The 13,678-nt window shown below is 70.0% G+C and carries 12 protein-coding genes and 1 pseudogene (1 of these 13 cut by a window edge); 5 read left to right on the top strand and 8 right to left on the bottom strand.

The genetic code is table 11. The features are described 5' to 3' along the window. Positions 1 to 2 precede the first annotated feature (2 nt). The 5 genes and pseudogenes from ACSQ14_RS15855 to cpaB all read right to left on the bottom strand — a co-directional run. Positions 3 to 956 carry a type II secretion system F family protein gene (locus tag ACSQ14_RS15855; protein WP_436014445.1) on the bottom strand — a complete coding sequence of 318 codons (954 nt, stop codon included), beginning with the start codon at positions 954 to 956 and terminating at the stop codon, positions 3 to 5. Then, complete coding sequence (locus ACSQ14_RS15850) at positions 956 to 2,374, bottom strand: CpaF family protein (RefSeq protein WP_436014443.1); 1,419 nt, start codon at positions 2,372 to 2,374, stop codon at positions 956 to 958. The genes ACSQ14_RS15855 and ACSQ14_RS15850 overlap by 1 nt, the downstream gene beginning before the upstream one ends. Further along, complete coding sequence (locus tag ACSQ14_RS15845; protein ID WP_436015446.1) at positions 2,374 to 3,573, bottom strand: AAA family ATPase; 1,200 nt, start codon at positions 3,571 to 3,573, stop codon at positions 2,374 to 2,376. Before ACSQ14_RS15845 ends, ACSQ14_RS15850 begins: the two co-directional genes overlap by 1 nt. A gap of 11 nt (positions 3,574 to 3,584) precedes the next feature. Further along, a complete protein-coding gene (locus ACSQ14_RS15840; RefSeq protein ID WP_436014441.1) occupies positions 3,585 to 4,928 on the bottom strand; it encodes a type II and III secretion system protein family protein in 1,344 nt (447 codons plus the stop codon). A 223-nt stretch (positions 4,929 to 5,151) separates the two neighbouring features. Then, positions 5,152 to 5,874: pseudogene (gene cpaB / locus ACSQ14_RS15835) on the bottom strand (Flp pilus assembly protein CpaB); the annotation flags it as partial. A gap of 284 nt (positions 5,875 to 6,158) precedes the next feature. Here cpaB and ACSQ14_RS15830 point away from each other — a divergent pair. Continuing rightward, positions 6,159 to 6,770, top strand: coding sequence for a TetR/AcrR family transcriptional regulator (locus tag ACSQ14_RS15830; RefSeq protein WP_436014439.1), 612 nt, complete (start codon positions 6,159 to 6,161; stop codon positions 6,768 to 6,770). A gap of 191 nt (positions 6,771 to 6,961) precedes the next feature. Further along, on the top strand, positions 6,962 to 9,322 hold the full coding sequence (locus tag ACSQ14_RS15825) for a TonB-dependent receptor (protein WP_436014437.1): 2,361 nt from the start codon (positions 6,962 to 6,964) through the stop codon (positions 9,320 to 9,322). 265 nt (positions 9,323 to 9,587) lie between these two features. On the opposite strand, the gene ACSQ14_RS15820 is transcribed toward ACSQ14_RS15825, so the two are convergent. The 3 genes from ACSQ14_RS15820 to ACSQ14_RS15810 form a co-directional block, all read right to left on the bottom strand. After that, positions 9,588 to 9,899, bottom strand: a complete 312-nt coding sequence (locus tag ACSQ14_RS15820) for a CC_3452 family protein (protein WP_436014435.1) — start codon at positions 9,897 to 9,899, stop codon at positions 9,588 to 9,590. 398 nt (positions 9,900 to 10,297) lie between these two features. Then, positions 10,298 to 10,519: a hypothetical protein gene (locus tag ACSQ14_RS15815; protein WP_436014433.1), complete on the bottom strand. Its 222-nt coding sequence runs from the start codon at positions 10,517 to 10,519 to the stop codon at positions 10,298 to 10,300. Between the two features lie 114 nt (positions 10,520 to 10,633). Then, entirely contained in the window at positions 10,634 to 10,864 is a 231-nt protein-coding gene (locus tag ACSQ14_RS15810) for a hypothetical protein (RefSeq protein WP_436014431.1), read from the bottom strand. Between the two features lie 324 nt (positions 10,865 to 11,188). On the opposite strand from ACSQ14_RS15810, the gene ACSQ14_RS15805 reads away from it, so the two are divergent. The 3 genes from ACSQ14_RS15805 to ACSQ14_RS15795 all read left to right on the top strand — a co-directional run. Beyond that, entirely contained in the window at positions 11,189 to 11,674 is a 486-nt protein-coding gene (locus ACSQ14_RS15805) for a response regulator (protein WP_436014429.1), read from the top strand. 25 nt (positions 11,675 to 11,699) lie between these two features. Beyond that, the gene (locus ACSQ14_RS15800) at positions 11,700 to 12,152 is read left to right on the top strand and encodes a nuclear transport factor 2 family protein (RefSeq protein ID WP_436014427.1); all 453 of its coding nucleotides are present in this window, start codon (positions 11,700 to 11,702) and stop codon (positions 12,150 to 12,152) included. A gap of 82 nt (positions 12,153 to 12,234) precedes the next feature. Further along, positions 12,235 to 13,678, top strand: partial view of a membrane-bound PQQ-dependent dehydrogenase, glucose/quinate/shikimate family gene (locus ACSQ14_RS15795; RefSeq protein WP_436014425.1) — the 5' portion only. It continues 344 nt past the right edge of the window; 1,444 of the gene's 1,788 nt are visible here — the first part of the coding sequence; its start codon is at positions 12,235 to 12,237; the stop codon falls past the right edge of the window.

The raw sequence follows: 13,678 nt of genomic DNA, 5'->3' as shown, positions 1-13,678 counted from the left end.
GGTCAGATCCGCATGTCGATCATGCGGCGCATGACCAGGTTGCCGAGGACCAGCCAGACCGCGATCACCGTCAGGCCGATCTTGATCAGCGGGTCGTCGGCGACGTCGCCGTAGAAGTTCGGCGAGGTGAGGTTGATGAACACCAGGGTGACGATCGGCGCGGCGGTCAGGATCATCGCCGAGGCGCGGCCCTCCGAAGAGGCGGCCTTGATCTTCATCCGCATCTTGTGCCGCTCGCGCACGGTGTTGGAGTTCAGCTTCAGCAGCCCGGTCAGGTTGCCGCCGGTGCCCGCCTGCAGGCGGATCGTCGCGGCGAACAGGTCGATGTCCGGATGCTGGCAGCGCTCGGACATGCGCTCCACCGCCTGCTCCAGCGTCGCCCCGTAGGCGATCTCGTCGGCGGCCATGCCGAACTCGGTGCCCGCCGGGTCGGCCATCTCGCGCCCGACGAGGGCCACGGCGGTGGGCACCGGGTGGCCGGCCTCCAGGCTGCGGACGATGATGTCGAGCGCCTGCGGCAGCTGGACGCCGAGCGCCTTGGCCCGCTGGGCGGCCTTGAACTTCAGCACCACGAGCGGTCCGGCCAGCGCCACCACCAAGCCGGCCGGCACGGCCAGCATCGGCTGCTTGAGGGCGAACGCCACGCCGAGGGCCGCGACCACCGCCGCGCCGCCGGCCATCGTCAGCCACTTGCGCGGCTCGTAGGTCAGGCCGGAGGCGACGATCAGGTTGGAGAGCCAGCGCAGCCGCTCGCCCTTCTTGCCCTCGGCGCTGAGGCCGCGCTGCTTGCGCAACTCCATCACCAGGGCCGAGACCCCGTCGACCTTCTCGGCGACCTTGAGCCGGCGGTTCACCATGCGCTTCTGCTGCGCCACCGTGACCAGGCCGAACACCGCCTGGCCGAGGGTGAACACCGCGCCGAAGATCAGGATCAGGAAGACGATGCGGGCGTCCATCACGCCACTCCCAGGACTTTCGACGGGTCGAAGTGGGCCGCGTCGTAGGAGATGCCGCGGCGGAGCATTTCGTCCAGGCTGCGGGGCCGAAGGCCGCTGGCGCGGAACTCGCCGTGCACCGCGCCGTCGGCGTCGGTGTGGGTGCGATTGAAGGTGAAGATGTCCTGCATCTGCACGACGTTCCCCTCCATGCCGACGATCTCGGTCACGTAGGTGATCTTGCGCTTGCCGTCGGCCAGGCGCGTGGCCTGGATCACCAGGCCCACGGCCGAGGCGATCTGCGCCCGCACCGCCTCGGGGCTGAGGCTCAGGCCGCCCATGGCGACCATCTGCTCCAGGCGGCTGATCGCTTCGCGCGGGTTGTTCGAGTGGATGGTGGCCATCGAGCCTTCGTGGCCGGTGTTCATGGCCTGCAGCATGTCGAAGGCTTCTTCCGAGCGGACCTCGCCCAGGATCACCCGGTCGGGACGCATCCGCAGGGCGTTCTTCACCAGCTCGCGCTGGCGGATTTCGCCCTTGCCCTCGATGTTCGGCGGCCGGGTCTCCATGCGCACCACGTGTGGCTGCTGCAGCTGCAGCTCGGCGGCGTCCTCGATGGTGATCAGCCGCTCGCCTTCGCTGATCGCGGCGGACAGCGCGTTGAGCAGGGTGGTCTTGCCCGAACCGGTACCCCCGGAGATCACCGTCGAGACCCGGGCGCGCACCGCGCCGAACAGGAACTGCGCCACCGGCTCGGGCATCGCGCCGACCTCGACCAGCTTCTCCAGCGTCAGCGGCTTCTTGGAGAACTTCCGGATCGACACCGCCGCGCCGTCGATCGCCACCGGGGCGATGGCGGCGTTCACCCGGCTGCCGTCGGGCAGGCGGGCGTCGACCATCGGCTGGCTCTCGTCGATCCGCCGGCCGACCCCGGCGACGATGCGGTTGACGATCCGCAGCAGGTGGTCGTTGTCGCGGAAGGTGACCGGCGTCAGCTCCAGTTCGCCGCGCCGCTCGATATAGACCTGATGCGGACCGTTGATCAGGATGTCGTTGATCGTGTCGTCCTTGAGCAGGGGCTCGATCGGCCCGAGGCCGACCATCTCGTCGTAGATCGACGCGCCCAGCTCCTCGAGTTCCCCAGTGTTGAGCGCCATGCGCTCGCCGCGGGCGAAGTCGGCGGTCAGCCGCATCACCTCGCGGCGCAACTCGTGCTCGCCCAGCTTGTCGAGTTTCGAGAGGTCGAGCTCCTCGATCAGCCGCGCATGCAGCTTGAGCCGGATGTCGAGCTGCTTGTTCCGGGGCGGCGCGGCCTTTGGCTCGGCCTTCGGCGACGGCGGTGGCGCCACGGCCGGCTTGGCGGCTTCCGGAGCCTTGGGCGCGGCCGGCGCCGGCTCCGGCTTGAGCGCGGTGGCGCGGGCGAGGCTGAAGCGTCCCATCAGGCGGCTCGCTGGCTGGCTGCGCCGGGCTGGCGGGCGGCCGCGGCGAAGCGGTCGACCAGCTGGGCTATGTCTTTGACGATCTTCGACTTTGGGCGGTGCTGGGCGATCGCGCCGCCGAGATTGGCGGCGGCGGCCGCCGCCTCCCAGTCCGAGCTGATCCCGCCGTCGGACTTGCGCTGCAAGGCGCGTTCGGCCTCGGCCATCGAGGGGGCGGGACCGAACATGCGGCTGGCCAGGCGGTTCAGCACGATCCGCGGCTTCGCCGGTCCGTTGACCGCCGTTTCGATCTCCTCGGCCAGCGAGCGCGCGGCGATCAGCGCCGGCACCGTCAGTTCGGAGATGACCAGCACCTCATCGCAGCCGCTGAGCGCTTCCAGCGTCCAGGTGCGCCGATGTCGCGGCATGTCGATGATCACCCACTCGTAGCACTCGCAGGCGACTTCCAGCATCCGCAGCACCGCCTCGCGGCTGACGGTGTCGAAGGCCTCCGGGTCGCGCGGGCTGGCGAGCAGGTCGAGCTGCTTGGAGATCGGGCTGACGAAGGCCTGCAGCAGCGCCGCGTCGATCCGCTCGGCCGCGCCGGTGAAGTCGCCGAGCCGCATGTTCGGCTGGGCGCCGAGGTAGGCGGCGGCGGCCCCGTCGACCAGGTTCAGGTCGACCAGGCACACGCTGCGGTCCTTGCCGGAGCGGGCCGCCAGCGCAGTGGCGATCTCGACGGCGATGGTGGTCGCGCCGGCGCCGCCGACCGCGCCGCTCACCGCCCAGCAGCGGGAGCCGCCCTCGGGCGCGCTCGGCGTCGGCGCGGGCTGGGCGGAGGCCAGCAGGGCTGTCGCCGCGCCCGCCAGCTGGTCGGCCGAGAACGGCGCCTCTAGCACGTCGGAGCTGGTCAGCCGCATCAGGGGGCGGACCACGGTGGTCGGCAGGCGCTCGCCGATCAGCAGCACCGGGGCGGCGCGGTCGGTCGCGGCGAGCGCTTCGACGGCCCCGGCCAGCGCCTGCGCCTCCCAGGCGTCGGCGTCGACCAGCACCAGGTCGTAGGCCCCGGCGAACGCCTGCGGCAGGCGCTCGAGCGCGGCGCTCTCGGTGGCCGCGCCCTTCAGCAGCTCGCCGACGGCGAGCGCCAGATTCGGGCCGACCAGCAGGATGCGGCGGCCCGCGAGGGGCGAGGCGGCGGGGGTGGCCATGGTCTTGCTCATGCGCGGCTGGCTCACTGCTTGGCCGCTTCGGCTTCGGAGAGGATCTTCCGGTCGAGCGACTTGCCGCGCAGCAGCAGGTCGGCGTCCTTCGGCTCCTCGCCCGGCGCCGTGTGGGTCGCCGCGGCCTTTTCGAAGTCGGCCGGCGTGGCCAGGCGCGGCGTGACGATGATCACCAGCTCGGTCTCGGCGCGGCGCCAGCGGGCGGAGCGGAACAGGGTGCTCAGCACCGGGATCTCGCCGAGCCCCGGCACCTGCCGCATCTCGTTCTGGTAGTCGCGCTGGTAGAGGCCGCCGATCGCCAGCGACGCGCCGTTGCGCAGTTCGACCGTGGTGTGGGTGGTGCGGGTGATCAGGCCCGGGATCAGGAAGCCGTTCACCTTGACGCTGTTCGACTGGTCGAGCTTGCTGACCTCCGGCTCCACCTCGAGCCGGATCAGGCCATTGTCGAGCACCTCCGGCTTGAAGTCGAGGCGCACCCCGTACTTGCGGAATTCGATGGTGATCGTCGGCGTGCTGCCGTTGGCGACCTGCGGGACCGGGTAGGGGAACTCGCCGCCGGCCAGGAAGCTGGCCTCCTCGCCGGAAATCGCCGTCAGGTTCGGCCGCGCCAGGGTGCGAACCACGCCCTTGGCTTCGAGCAGCTGCAATTGCACGTCGATGCTGGTCGTGCCGGAGCCGCCGGTCAGGTTGAGCAGGCCGGTCGGCGGATCGGCGCCGAGCAGGCCGCCGCCGGTGACGAACTGGAAGGAGTCGTTCTGCACGGCGGCGCTGACGCCAATGTCGTGCAGCACCGCGCGGGTGGCTTCCAGCACCCGCACTTCCAGGACCACGCTCTGCGAGGCGCCGACGCTGAGCTGCGAGGTGACCGACTGCGGCGCGAACCGTTCGGCCAGCGCCTTGGCGCGGGCGGCGACGCCGGTGTTCGACACGTGGCCGACCAGCAGCAGGCCTGCGCCGATCGACCGAACCTGGATCTGCTCGTCCGGGAAGGCGATCGCCAGGTCCTGCTGGATCGCCTGCGGGTCGTAGCCGACGCGCACGTCCAGCACCTCGGACAGCTGCCCGCCGGGGCCGTAGATCAGCAGGTTGGTTTCCCCGATCTCCCGGCCTTGAATGTAGAAGCTCGAGCCTCCGGTCGAACGCACCGCCGCGGTCTCCGGCTGGGAGACGACGATGCGGCTGGCCGGCCGGTCGAGGTGGAACGGCACCGACTTGTCGCGGGGCACATAGACCACGCGATGACTCGCCGAGCTGGTCCGGTAGACCTCCGCAGGAGCGGGCGCGGCCGTCGCCAGGGCGGTGGCGGCGAGCAGGGCGCCGACGAGCCGGCGGGGCAGGCGGGAGGCTTGGGACATGGGGCGCACCGGGGCGATCATTGGGAGGGTCATCCGACGGCGACGGCGGCCGCGGCGGGCGCAGCGGGCGCGGGCGCCGTCGGCGGGGCCGGCGGCGCACTGCGCGAACCGCTGCGGCGCTCGCCTTCGATGATGATGATGACGTTGCCGCCGCCGCCGCCGAGGCGCGGCGCACCCGGCGGACCGGCGCCGACGCGGCGGCGCCGCCAGACAGGACGCCGGCGCGCATCGGGGTGGTCGGCGCGACCTCGGCCGAGCCGGTGCGGCGCAGCGCGAGCGAGAGCTTGCCGAGGTCGGCGGCCAGCGCCAGCTTCTGACTGTCGGCCACGTTGACCTCCAGGGTCGCAGTGTTCGGCGAGGCCGGCTTGTCCGACGCCAGGTCGGCGTTCAGGTCGACCGCCAGAACACGGACGTCCTGCAGCACCACCTCGGAGACGTAGCTGCGGACCGCGCCCTGCGGCGTCAGATCGCGCAGCAGCACGACGTCGACCCGGTCGCCCGGCAGGGCGTGCCCGCCGACGCCGGAGACGTCGGAGACCTTGATGGTGTAGGCGCGCATGCCGTCGGTGATCTCGGCGGCGACCGAGTGTCGGGCGCCTGGCCCGGACAGCTTCGCCGGCAGCAGCGGCTCGCGCGCGGCGATCGGGGTGAGCACCACCGGCGCCCCGCCGCGGTCGGCCGCCAGCACCGCGGCGACCGTGGTGAAGGCGCCTTCCGGCACCGCGTCGCGCGGCAGCTGGGTCAGGCGAAGGTGCTCTGGTGTGACCTTGTCGCCGTATTTCATGTCCTTGGTGGCGACCACGACCGCCACGCCCTGGACCTGAGCCGTGGCGCCGGCGGCGGCCTTGGCGCTGGCCTGGTTGGGCAGCACCGTTTTGGCGACGACGAGGGCCCCGAGGCCCAATACCGCCGAAGCGCCTAAGCTGACGATCGTGACGACCCGCATGTGCCCGTTACCCGACGTTTTTCCTTGTAGTTCACAAGGGTTATCGGTGCGGCATTTGCGATATCGCCAACAAACGAAGTGAACGGATCGCAAACAAATTGAGCGGCGCGGGCGCGGCGTCCGCCGGCCTGTCGGTCGTCTGCGACGGCGCGGCGAGTTTGACGCGGCGTCGGATTTCAGACAGCTGACCGTTTGGTCGGAAAGCCTGTCATCAGCACGGCGAATCGACCAGCGTCGCGCGGTCAGAACGGCGCGCGCGACCAACAAGGCTGGAGAGCACATCGATGATCGGCGCCGGGACGCGCAAACGGGTGCGGGCGAAGCCGGAGCACCGTCGCGAGCAGATCCTCGATGAGGCCGTCCGCCTGATCGGCGAACTCGGCTACTACGGCTTCACCATCCAGGCGCTGGCGCAGCGCTGCCAGCTCAGCAATCCGGGGCTGCTGCACTACTTCGGCTCCAAGGAGCAGCTGCTGGTCGCCCTGCTCCAGGACCGCGATCGTCGCGACGCCGAGGCGGTGACCACGATCGCCGGCGTGATCCGCCAGGGCGACCAGGAGCCCACGCCGACTCTCCGGCAGGTGCTGGACCTGTTTCGGGCGACCGTCGTGCGCAACGCCTCCCAGCCGGAGCTGGTCCGGCTCTACGCCGTGCTGCAGGCCGAAGCCCTGAACAGCAGCCATCCGGCGCACGGCTACTTCACGGCGCGCAAGGCGAGGACCATCGCCGCTTTCAGCCAGATGGTGGCGCCCTACGTCGGCGAGCCGCGATCGACGGCGCTGCAGCTGACGGCGATGATGGGCGGCCTGGAGCAGGAGTGGCTCCGCGCTGACCAGGGCTTCGACATCGTCGCCGAGTGGGACCGCGTCGCGGCGAAGCTGCTGCCGATTCCCTGACTGCCGGCCTCCAGTGTGAGGCCGATCACGCCCGCTTGGCCGCGCCAATGATGTGATCGTATATGATCGATCTCGATCAAAAGCAATAAGATTTGCTTGTCGAACTATTTTCTCTCTGCTAGAGCTACCGGCCAGTCGGTCGGTAACGGACCGCGGGCGTCGTGCGCCCGGATTTCTAGGGGGAGGAATTCGTGAGGAAATTCATCTCGCTCGCGCTTGCGAGCGCGAGCTTCGTCGCCATGGCGACCGCAGCAGCGGCCCAGCCCGCGGCGTCAACGTCGTCCGACGACACCATGCTCAGCGAAATCGTCGTCACCGCGCGGCGCAAGGCCGAGAGCCTGCAGACCGTGCCGCAGACGGTGAATGCGGTGACCGGCGCGACGCTCGAGAAGCTGAACGTGCGGCAGTTCGAGGACGTGCAAAGCCTGGTTCCGGGCCTCAACCTGAGCGGCGGCACGAACGGCTTCACCACGGCGGCGACAATCCGCGGCGCGCCGTTCCAGGCGGAGTCCGGCGCCCAGCCGACGGTCGCCTTCTACCTGAACGACGCGACCATCCAGTCGGTCTACGCCTTCCAGTCGATGTTCGACGTGGGCCAGATCGAGGTCCTGCGCGGGCCGCAGGGCACGCTGCGCGGCCAGTCCGCGCCGTCCGGCTCGATCACCATCACGACGCGTCGGCCGACGCTCAGCGAGTTCGGCGGCTTCGGCAATCTGACGGTCAACGACCAGCACGGCCGCAATCTGAACGGCGCGGTTAACGTGCCGGTCATCAGCGATGTCCTGGGCTTCCGGGTCGCCGGCCTGATCGACGACAGCCGCGGCAACGGGATCGGCAGCATCAACAGTTCGACGCATCCGTCGAGCAAGACTTGGGCCGTCCGCCCGAGCCTGCGGTTCGAGCCGAACGACGACCTCACGGTCAACCTGATGTACCAGCACCTGGAGAAAAAGGTGATCTCCTTCGCCCAGGTCGCCTCGGTCTCGTTGCTCGACCACAGTCAGCCGGCGGTCCAACCGATCATCCGGCCGAAGGATCGGGTCGGGATCACCGACGATTTCAGCAGCTTCACGCAGAAGCAGGACCTGTTCACCGCCAACGCCGACTACCGCTTCGCCGGGCAGCGGCTCAGCTACGTCGGTTCGTTCAGCAAGATGGGGCTGCGCCAGTTCGGCGTGCAGGACGCGGCCAACGCCTTCACCGGCGTTGTTTTCGGCCAGCCGCTGCACAGCCGCGCCAAGCAATCCACCAACGAACTGCGGCTGTCGTCCGATGACCGGCTGTTCGGGATGCTCGACTACACGGTCGGCGGCTACGCCCAGGACTTCAACCCGCCCAGCGACCTGACGAACGTCTCGGCGGTCACCCTGTTCGGCCGTCTGGCGTCGGTCGTCGAGACGCCGATCCAACGCCGCGGCAAGTCGCACGAGCGGTCGATCTTCGGCAACGCCACCCTGCACTTCGGCGAGTCGACGGAACTGTCCGGCGGCCTGCGCAAGCTGTGGTACCGCGACAGCAACAGCCTGATCATCAGCGGCGCGCCGGTGCTGAACGACAAGAAGGATAAGGCCGAAGCGACCCTCTACAACGTCTCGCTGTCGCACAAATTCAGCAGCGACTTCATGGTCTATGCGAACAGCGGCAGCGCCTTCCGTCCGGGCCCGTTCGTGGTTGGCGTGTTCCGGCCGCTGACGCCGACGCTCGAGCGGCACGTCGACTTGGCGAACGAGAAGTCCAAGTCATACGAAGCCGGCTTCAAGTCGACCTTCTTCGACAAGCGGGTGCTGTTCAACGCCGCCGTCTTCCATCAGGACTTCAACGACTACATTCAGCGTGGGCCGCTGGTCTACTACGTGAACCTGAACCAGCTCGGCCCGACGGTCGGCAACTTCAACTTCGGCAACAGCGTCGATGCGAAGATCGCCGGCGTGGACATCGACGCCTCGTGGCAGGTGATGCAGGGGCTCAACCTCTCGGGCGCCTTCAGCTACGCCAAGAGCAAGATCAAGAACCAGGCGGTCGCCTGTAACGACCTCAACGGCGACGGCCTGCCGGACGCGCTCACCCAGGCGCCGACCATCGGCCAGCTCCTGGCGGCGACCGGGACCCAAGCCCTCTCGGAATGTCTGACGAGCGACCCGCTGCAGTTCACGCCGAAATGGAACCTGACGCTGCAGGGCGAATACGCCCGTCCGGTGAACGAGGAGCTCGACGGCTACGTGCGCGGCCTCTTCACCTATCGGCCGAAGACCAGCGGCGACCCCAGCAACGCGAACGACGCCGTCGATGGTTTCGGGCTGCTCAATCTCTACACCGGCGTCCGCAGTCGCGATGGCGGGTGGGAGGTCGCGCTCTACGCGAAGAACGTCTTCAACACCGTGAAGGTGCTCACCGCCGAGTCGAGCCTGGTCGGCACCAGCGTGCAGGCGCTGCAGCCGCCGACCTTCCGGACCGTGCAGGCGACGACGATCACCGCGCCTTACGTCGCGGTGACGACCACCGCCCCGCGCGAGGTCGGCATCAACCTGCGCTACGCGTTCGGCTCGCGCTGACAGCCGGGTTCCTGGTCCTCCCCTCGAGCCGGGCGGTTGGGAGCCGCCCGGCTCTTTTTTCGTGGGGAGCAGGGCGCGGCGCGCGGGCGCACGAATGCCGCCGCGCCAGCGTGAGGCGCGGGCGCGGTTCGCCGCGGGGACGGCGTCAGACCGGGATGTCGGGAGGAAGTGGCGGCGTGGCCTCTCCAGCGCCGCAAGCGCGTCGAACCCTCGACGCGCCGGGGAAAGAGCGGGCCCCGCTCGTCAGCGCCCGCTCGTAACCGTCTTACTTGTGGGCCGCGGCGTTGCAGCGCGCGAGCTTGTCGGCGTCGAGGGCCTGGCCTTCCACGCCGTAGCTGCTCACCGGACCGACGACGCGCACCAGTTGGCGGCAGCCGGGAACGGTGTTGGTGCCGGACGCCGGGGTCGCGGCGGTGCAGGTGTCGGCTTCGCAGACGAACGCCGCTTCGCCGGCGATCGGCTTCTGGCGCTTGGCGACCGGCGCTTGCAGCTTCGCCACGACGGGGGCGGCGGCGGCGCTGGTGGCGAAGGCCGCAAGCACGGCGGCGGCCGCTAGGGTGGAAAGACGGGTCTTCATGAGTAACTCCGCGTGTTCAGGACGCGGTTCCTATGCACGTCGGGACGGATATTGCAAAGGGCGTTGTCTTGTCGCGCCTGAGTGACGCAGGGGAAGGGTCGACTATTCGACCCTCTCCAGCCGAGTTTTGATCGCCCGGGCGATTGACTTGAGATGAGTGCGTCGACGTGTCCGCCGGGACCTTGCGCGGATAGACGCCCGAGGGCGCGGGCCAAGCCTATCGAATGATAAGCGGGAGCTTTGCGGTCCGGCTCTACTGCAGATCGGCGCGGAGCGGCGCCGCGACGCAAAGAACAGCGCTGCGGCGGGGCCGCCGTTGAACTTCGAGTCTTCCCGCAGACCGGCCGCACGACGCGGAGGCCGCGCGGCGCTGCGCATTCGCCCGCCGGGCCGAAGGGTCAGGCGTGCAGCGCCGCTTCGGTGGCCTCGATCTCGTCCTTGATCCAGTCGTGGCCGTGCTTCACCAGCACGCCTTCGATGGCTGTGATGTGGGCGCTGAGCCGGTCGCGGACGTCGGCGGGGACGTCGTCGCGCAGCGCCATCCAGCGGGCGATCTGGTGCACGGCGAAGGCGCTGTGCAGGGCGAGGCGTTCGAGCTGTTCCTGGGGCAGAGACGACATGGCGGGACCTCCTAAGGACGCGACAGGCTAGGCGCTCTGAATAAATGGCCGTCGGCGCGGAAGGCTCCGCCATGGCGGCGGCTCGGCGCGCGGACGCGGGCGCTGGCGGGCGCGTCAGGTCGGGGCGAAGAGGTCCGGCAGGGGGACATCCTTCGGCATCGGAGCTTCCGCGCCGCCGGCGCCGCCGCGCGGGCGACGGGAGGTGACGAAATGCTCGGAGTCCGGAGGATAGCCGCGTCCGTTCGGATGGGGGCGCCGCTTGCTGAAGGACCGGAGGCGCTCGAGCAGGGCTTCAAGGGTCTCGTCCGATCCCGTCAGGTCGGGTGTGAACGTACGATCCGTCATGGGCCGCTCTTATACCCCCGGCTGCGGCATAACGCCACTCTGCGAACAGTGCTTATTGTAAAGTTTTATTAACAAGCTCCGCCGTTTGAGGGCGTTGCGATTCGCATTCCGGGCGCAATCTGAAGCTGTGCCGCCAACCCGGGGGCGCCTGCCGCCCGCTCTCGACGCGGCCCCGTCGCAGCGGCGAGACCGCCTCGCATTCTCGCCGAACGCGATATGCGACACATCCCAGGGATGCTGGCGAAGCGGCGCTTTGTTCGCGCAATATTAGCCCTCGGAACGCAAGGTTTCGCGACCTGATCTGGGGGACGTTTCCGGGGCCGCATGGATCTCAAGGCGCTGCGCATACTCGTGGTCGACGACAATCGACACGCGGCCGAGATCGTGAAGTCGATCCTGGGCAGCGTCGGCGCGCAGGACATCGCCTACGCCACGACCGCCCACGGCGGCTTCGAGCTGATGCAGCGCGAGGTGTTCGACCTGGTCATCGTCGACCAGAACCTCGGCAAGGGCGACGAGGGCATCCAGCTGGTGCGGCGCATCCGCAAGGACCCGACCAGCCCCAGCCCGTTCGTCGCGATCCTGATGCTGACCGGCTACACCGAGGAGCGGCGGGTGAAGGCCGCGCGCGACGTCGGGGTCACCGACTTCCTGTCGAAGCCGTTCACCGTCGCGGGCCTGCTGCGCCGGATCGAGGCGCTGATCTTCCAGCCGCGGCCGTTCGTCCGCTCGCCGGACTATTTCGGCCCCGACCGCCGCCGCCGGGCGGACCCGGGCTACCGCGGCGTCGAACGGCGGCGCAAAATCTAGCCGACACCTTCAGGGGGCCCCGACGATGGACGAGATCACGCGGCGGAGGCTGTTTGCGGCCGGGGCGCTCGGCGCGGCGGCGGCCGGGGGGCCGGCCTCGGCGGCCGCGCTGACGGCGCTCGAGGCGGCCAACCTCAAGCAGGTGCAGGATTTCTGCGCGACCTGGAGCGCCGCGGACTTTGATCCGGACACGGCGCTGGCGGCCTATCTCGCGCCCGACGCCCGCGTGCGGGTGATCGACAGCCAGCCGTTCGTCACCGGCCCGGCGGCGGCCGCGGCGGCGTTCAAGGCCTTCATGCCGAACGGCGAGCGGGTGAAGGTGAAGTACCTCTCGACGCTGGCCCGCGGGCCGCTGGTGGTCACCCAGCGGATCGACACCATGCTCACCCCCGGCAAGCCGGACCAGGATTTCGAGGTGGTCGGCGTCTTCCTGCTGAAGGACGGCAAGATCCGCGAGTGGACCGACTACGTGGTCTGACCGGCGCCTGAGCGGCGCTACGGAACATCGCCCAGCGGCGCAGGTTTCTACGGCGAAGCCGGAACCGGCGAGGAGATGGGTCATGGCGAGCGAGACGGTCCGCTGCGGGCGCGGGCTCGGCGGTTGGCTGGCCGCGGGCCTCGGGGTGGTCCTGGCGCTGATCGGCCTGGTGCTGGTGGTTGGCGGAGCCTGGCTGCTGGTGCTCGGCGGCACGCCCTACTACCTGGCCGCCGGAGCCGGCCTGCTGGCGGCCGGCTGGCTGCTGTTCCGCGGCCGGCTGCTCGGGGCCTGGGTCTACGCCGCAGTGTTCGTCGGCACCCTGGTCTGGGCGGTGGGCGAGGTCGGCCTGAAGGGCTGGCCGCTCGTGCCGCGGGTGATCGGGCCGGCGGTGCTGTTCGCGCTGACGATGGCGGTGGTCCCGGCGCTCAGCACCTCGACCATGGCGCGCCGGCTGGCGCTGGGCGGGCTCGCCGGGCTGGCGGCGTTGCTGGTGATCGGCGGCGTCGCGATCGGCTGGGCGAACCGCTCGCCGGGCGCCAAGCCGCTGCCGGCCCAGACGCTGGCGATGCACGATCCCTCGCCGCTGCAGGCCGGCGGCGACTGGCCGGCCTACGGCGGCTCCTACGCCGCCCAGCGCTATTCGCCGCTCGCCCAGATCACCCCGAACAACGTCGGCCGGCTCGAGCGGGTGTGGCTGGCGCACACCCGCGACCTGCCGAGCGAGCGGGCCAAGGACAAGTACGGCGCCGAGACCACGCCGCTGAAGGTCGGCGACAGCCTCTACCTGTGCTCGGCGAAGAACGTCCTGATCGCGCTGGATCCCGGCAACGGGCGCGAGCGCTGGCGCTACGACCCGAAGGTCTCCGACGACTGGATCCCCTACACCGCCGCCTGCCGCGGGGTGTCCTACTTCGCCCAGCCGGGCGCCGATCCGGCCACGGCCTGCGCCACCCGGATCGTCGAAGGCACGCTGGACGGCCGGCTGATCGCCGTCGACGCGCGCACCGGCCAGCCCTGCGCCGGCTTCGGCCGCGGCGGGCAGGTCGACATCAAGCAGGGCATGGGGACGGTGTCGCCGGGGATGGTCGCCATCACCTCGCCGCCGGTGATCGTCCGCGGGGTGATCGTCACCGGCCAGCAGGTGCTCGACGGGCAGGACAACGACGCTCCGTCCGGGGTGATCCAGGGCTTCGACGCGGTGACCGGCCAGCAGCGCTGGGCCTGGGACCTCGGCCGTCCGGGCCAGACCGCGCCGGCGGCGCCCGACGTCACCTACACCCGCGGCACCCCGAACATGTGGACCACGGCCACCGCCGACGAGGCGCTGGGGCTGGTCTACCTGCCGATGGGCAACTCCGCCGTCGACTACTGGAGCAGCGACCGCTCGCCGCAGGAGAACTTCTACGCGAACTCGCTGGTGGCGCTCGACGTGACCACTGGCCAGCCGCGCTGGCGCTTCCAGGCGACGCGCAAGGACGTCTGGGACTACGACCTGGGCAGCCAGGCGACGCTGGTCGACTTTCCGA

The organism is Phenylobacterium sp. LjRoot219, from assembly GCF_964252995.1.
In the GTDB taxonomy this organism is placed as follows: Bacteria; Pseudomonadota; Alphaproteobacteria; order Caulobacterales; family Caulobacteraceae; genus Phenylobacterium.
This window is presented reverse-complemented; position numbering and strand designations above follow the sequence as displayed.

Excerpts from the sequence above, each read along its gene's own strand:
- ACSQ14_RS15850 (WP_436014443.1), bottom strand. The coding sequence starts at position 2,374 with ATGGGACGCTTCAGCCTCGCCCGCGCCACCGCGCTCAAGCCGGAGCCG.
- ACSQ14_RS15800 (WP_436014427.1), top strand. The coding sequence starts at position 11,700 with ATGGACGAGATCACGCGGCGGAGGCTGTTTGCGGCCGGGGCGCTCGGC.
- ACSQ14_RS15820 (WP_436014435.1), bottom strand. The coding sequence starts at position 9,899 with ATGAAGACCCGTCTTTCCACCCTAGCGGCCGCCGCCGTGCTTGCGGCC.
- ACSQ14_RS15840 (WP_436014441.1), bottom strand. The coding sequence starts at position 4,928 with ATGTCCCAAGCCTCCCGCCTGCCCCGCCGGCTCGTCGGCGCCCTGCTC.
- ACSQ14_RS15855 (WP_436014445.1), bottom strand. The coding sequence starts at position 956 with ATGGACGCCCGCATCGTCTTCCTGATCCTGATCTTCGGCGCGGTGTTC.
- ACSQ14_RS15815 (WP_436014433.1), bottom strand. The coding sequence starts at position 10,519 with ATGTCGTCTCTGCCCCAGGAACAGCTCGAACGCCTCGCCCTGCACAGC.
- ACSQ14_RS15845 (WP_436015446.1), bottom strand. The coding sequence starts at position 3,573 with ATGAGCAAGACCATGGCCACCCCCGCCGCCTCGCCCCTCGCGGGCCGC.
- ACSQ14_RS15830 (WP_436014439.1), top strand. The coding sequence starts at position 6,159 with ATGATCGGCGCCGGGACGCGCAAACGGGTGCGGGCGAAGCCGGAGCAC.
- ACSQ14_RS15805 (WP_436014429.1), top strand. The coding sequence starts at position 11,189 with ATGGATCTCAAGGCGCTGCGCATACTCGTGGTCGACGACAATCGACAC.
- ACSQ14_RS15810 (WP_436014431.1), bottom strand. The coding sequence starts at position 10,864 with ATGACGGATCGTACGTTCACACCCGACCTGACGGGATCGGACGAGACC.